Consider the following 3,746-nt stretch of genomic DNA (forward strand, 5'->3'; position numbering starts at 1 on the left):
GCGGCGACCGCGACGGCGACGATAACGGCGGACCGGACGACGGCGATGGAAACCGCTAGCACGCCGCCTCGCAATAAACCGGCACTGTCCGCCGGGCTCTCCTTGGGCACGGCTGCTGCGATAATCGCCGTCGCAGCTTGCAGTTCCGCTGGTCAAAGCCCGGGTTCCCGCCCCGAGCAGTCTGCGGAAGCGCCGTTCGGGTGGTTCACGGCGGCACCGGCCCCGGCAGGCTGGAGAACCATGGACCTCCCGGATGGCACCGGGGTCCTTTCGGTCCCTGCCGATGCGAGTCCTGCGGAAAGCGACCCGGGCAGCGTGTCCGCGGCTGTCTCGTCCCCAACGGGTGAACTTCGGATCTACTTCAACGCCACGCCCCGGCAGGGCAGCGAGTCGCTGGACAATTGGAGCACCTTCAGGATCGATCACTTGGCGGACGAGAACTCCTCGTCGCCCACCAAAATCGCCGAGCGATCCGGAATGGCTTTCCTTGGCGGTACGGGATCCTGTGTCGAGGACAGCTACGTGACCCGCGTCGGCAACAACCAATACCGGGAAATGGCCTGCCTCGTAGCGGGGAGTAAGGGCATCAGCGTCCTCATCGTGGCGGCTCCCGCCGATTCATGGCCGCTCTACGGTCCGGTCCTGGAACAGGCAGTGGACGCGTACCGGGCCGGCTAACGAGGGAACACCCGCAGTTAAGGAACACGGTGCAGTTAAGGGACACGGTGCAGCCATTCTTCAGTACCGAACTTTGACTGCACCCGCTCCCGGGCTATCGCCAATTCAGCGTCGGTGATGCGGGACTCCGTGGCGCCGTAGCGCTCGGTGAAGACTTCCTGCATGGCTTTGATGATGTCCGTCCGCGCCAGGCCGGTTTGCCGTCGGAGTGGATCCACGCGCTTCTTTGCGCTGCGGGTGCCTTTGTCGGAAAGCTTTTCCTTGCCGATGCGCAGAACCTCCACCATCTTGTCGGCGTCGATGTCGTAGCTCATGGTGACATGGTGCAGCATGCCGCCGTTGGCGAGGCGCTTTTGTGCGGCACCGCCGATCTTTCCTTGCTCGGTGGCGATGTCATTGAGCGGGACGTAGAACGCGGTAATGCCCAGTTTTTCCAGGGCAGCCATGACCCACGCGTCCAGGAACGCGTAGGAGTCGGCGAAGCTGATGCCATCGACGAGGCTCTGTGGCACATAGAGCGAATAGGTGATGCAGTTCCCCGCTTCCATGAACATCGCTCCCCCGCCGCTGATGCGGCGGACCACCGTGATGCCGTGGCGAGCAACGCCGTCGGGATCCACCTCGTTGCGGTAAGACTGGAAGCTGCCGATTACCACCGACGGCTCTTCCCAGTCCCAGAAGCGCAGGGTGGGCTTGCGTAGCCCGGCCCCGACCTGTTCGGTGAGGACCTCGTCCAGCGCTACATTGAGGTGGGTGGGAAGGACCGACGGCGGGATGACCTCCCACTGGTGGTCCGCCCACCGCTCGCCTTGGACAGCGCCCTGCGGACAGCGACGGCGACGGCGTCGGCAGAGAAGCCGAACAGGACAGCGTCCGCGGGCAATGCGGCGGAGACGGCAGCGGAAATCTCTGCCGGCGTCGAACTTTCCGGAAGGCCCGTGAGCGCCCGGTTGATGTCCTGCAGGGCCTCGTCCGGTTCCAGGAAGAAGTCTCCGCTGAGCGAGACGTGCGCGAACTGCCCATCCACGACGTCGAGGTCGACCACCACGAGCTTTCCGCCGTGGACCTTATATTCGCCGTGGAGCAGGGGATCGGGTTGCTCGAAAGCCATGCTGGAAGTCATGGCTTCCATCCTGCCGGAAAACGCAAAAGCCCGCAGCCACCGAAGATACGGCGGGTGCGGGCTTTCACAGAAGCTTGGAGGTGAAGTTGATTACTTCTTGCCGCCGAAGCCCTTGAAGCGAGCGTTGAAGCGCTCGACGCGGCCTGCAGAGTCCATGATGCGCTGCTTGCCCGTGTAGAACGGGTGGGACTCCGAGGAGATTTCGACGTCGATGACCGGGTAGGTGTTGCCGTCTTCCCACTCGATGGTCTTGGAAGAAGACACGGTGGACTTGGTCAGGAACTTGACGCCGGAAGCCAGGTCGTTGAATACAACAGCTTCGTACTTCGGGTGGATATCAGACTTCATAATGGGACCTTTGTTCACGCAGCTGGATTTTGCCAGTTGCCAGGTATGAATGGAGGTGGTCCGTTGCTTCCATTTGCAAATTTCAGCGGTCGGGCCAACAACCAATCATAGCGGAAACCGCAGGGCCAAACGAACCGAGGTCAGCCGCGGGGGCGGTCTCCTCATTGGCCGCGCCTGTCAGGAGTGCCTGCAAGTGTCCTGGCTAGTTTGCTTCCCTGTAGTCGTGGTGGACGTCGTTCGGCAGGGACTCTGCCTCGCGTGAGCGGAGTTCTGCTTTCAGCTTCCGCGTCTTCTGGATCTGTATTTCGTTGAGTATCAGAGGAATGAGCACAAAGAGCGGGAAGACGAGCCGCCCGAAGACAGGGAGGTCTTCGAGAAAGATCGCCCAGAACATTGCGAAGACGAATACAGCACTATAGATGTACCGGAAGACAAGCATGTTTCTCCTCGTGCGTTATGCGCAGTCGCGGGCTGGCATGGGTATGGCCCCGGCTCCAGGATTCCAAATCCTGAATCCGTAGCAACCCCACAGGAGAAGCCCTGAGCTGGACTGCCAGACGTTTCCGATGTTGCTGATGGTGTCAGCCTCCCAGCCGTACATGGCGACGACCGGGTATGGAATCCACTGGATCGAGGGATCCGCGACGATTGGATAGGCAGCACCGTTGGTGTTGACGTGCTGGGTGATTTTTGACCCCTTGACGGTATACGACGTCGGGAGCTTCTTGCCGTTGGAGTCGAGTGCCCATGGGGCACTGATGAATCACGATGCGGGCGGACTGGTTGCGGAGCTGCACGCCGCCGTCGTTGGTGAGTTCTGCGACGTACCCGTCCGGGATCGACATGGAGAAGTCCGCGGAAGCTGCCGCTGCCGCGGTTCCCGTGGGCAACTTCTTCAGTGCATTCATCAAGTTGTCCCCTAACCTCTGATTGACTTGGAATCAGCAACGCCAAAGGTGATAGCCGTCTTTCACTTTATTTTGCGGCGTCGACGGAAACGTCATCCTCGGGGACTAGATTGTGCGCCGATTCGGTTTTGCCTGGTCCACCTATCGGATGAGCCGGATAACGACGCTCAGACCCTTCGCGCCGCAGGCGTGCCCGACCGGGGCAGAGCGCCGGCTGTTGCTTGGCTCGCCCGTCTAGTGTTCGACGGGTCGGAATCGCGGGCTCGAGTTGGCGAAGAGACAGCAGACCCCAGCCAAAGAATCATGCTGCACTTTGTCTCAGAAGTCCGCATGTGGAGCGGTGGATCCCACTTCAGCTGTACGAGGCCACGCCGACTTGCGCCGAGATCGCAATGGAGGGTCGGAGCGGCTAGCGCACCAACTGGGTCTCCTCCTCCAAGTGGCCCAGCTTGTCCGGGTTACGCATGGCGAAGATCCGCGCGATCCTGCCGTCCTCCACCACCAGGCTGATGAGCGACGGACCGCCTGCTTCGTCGTCGATCCGGATGCCGAGGCCGCCGTTGAGCCAAAGCAGAGCGATTTTCGGGTTGAGCGCGGCCTCTGGGAAGGACCGCAGCAGATTTGTCACCTTCTTCGCACCGTACACCGGCACCCGAACCGCCTGCGCGAGGCCGCCGCCGTCGGCGATG

Annotated in this window: 4 protein-coding genes and 2 pseudogenes; 2 read left to right on the forward strand and 4 right to left on the reverse strand. The window is 61.7% G+C overall.

The genetic code is table 11. The features are described from left to right. Positions 1 to 678 (forward strand): hypothetical protein (locus AHiyo1_RS16330; RefSeq protein ID WP_216363230.1); only part of this gene is annotated, 678 nt, incomplete at its 5' end. Between the two features lie 35 nt (positions 679 to 713). Here AHiyo1_RS16330 and AHiyo1_RS16335 read toward each other — a convergent pair. The 3 genes and pseudogenes from AHiyo1_RS16335 to AHiyo1_RS16345 all read right to left on the reverse strand — a co-directional run bounded on the left by AHiyo1_RS16335 (position 714) and on the right by AHiyo1_RS16345 (position 2,588). Beyond that, a pseudogene (locus tag AHiyo1_RS16335) lies at positions 714 to 1,810 on the reverse strand (lipoate--protein ligase family protein). A gap of 81 nt (positions 1,811 to 1,891) precedes the next feature. Then, the gene (locus tag AHiyo1_RS16340; protein ID WP_009358283.1) at positions 1,892 to 2,149 is read right to left on the reverse strand and encodes a type B 50S ribosomal protein L31; all 258 of its coding nucleotides are present in this window, start codon (positions 2,147 to 2,149) and stop codon (positions 1,892 to 1,894) included. Positions 2,150 to 2,351: 202 nt separating this feature from the next. Then, positions 2,352 to 2,588: a hypothetical protein gene (locus AHiyo1_RS16345; protein ID WP_059389251.1), complete on the reverse strand. Its 237-nt coding sequence runs from the start codon at positions 2,586 to 2,588 to the stop codon at positions 2,352 to 2,354. 329 nt (positions 2,589 to 2,917) lie between these two features. Between AHiyo1_RS16345 and AHiyo1_RS24855 the strand changes: the two genes are divergently transcribed. Next, on the forward strand, positions 2,918 to 3,079 hold the full coding sequence (locus AHiyo1_RS24855) for a hypothetical protein (RefSeq protein WP_172465615.1): 162 nt from the start codon (positions 2,918 to 2,920) through the stop codon (positions 3,077 to 3,079). 387 nt (positions 3,080 to 3,466) lie between these two features. Here AHiyo1_RS24855 and AHiyo1_RS24860 read toward each other — a convergent pair. Then, a pseudogene (locus tag AHiyo1_RS24860) lies at positions 3,467 to 3,746 on the reverse strand (RNA polymerase subunit sigma-24); the annotation flags it as partial.

This window comes from Arthrobacter sp. Hiyo1 (genome assembly GCF_001263615.2).
Lineage (GTDB): Bacteria > Actinomycetota > Actinomycetes > Actinomycetales > Micrococcaceae > Arthrobacter.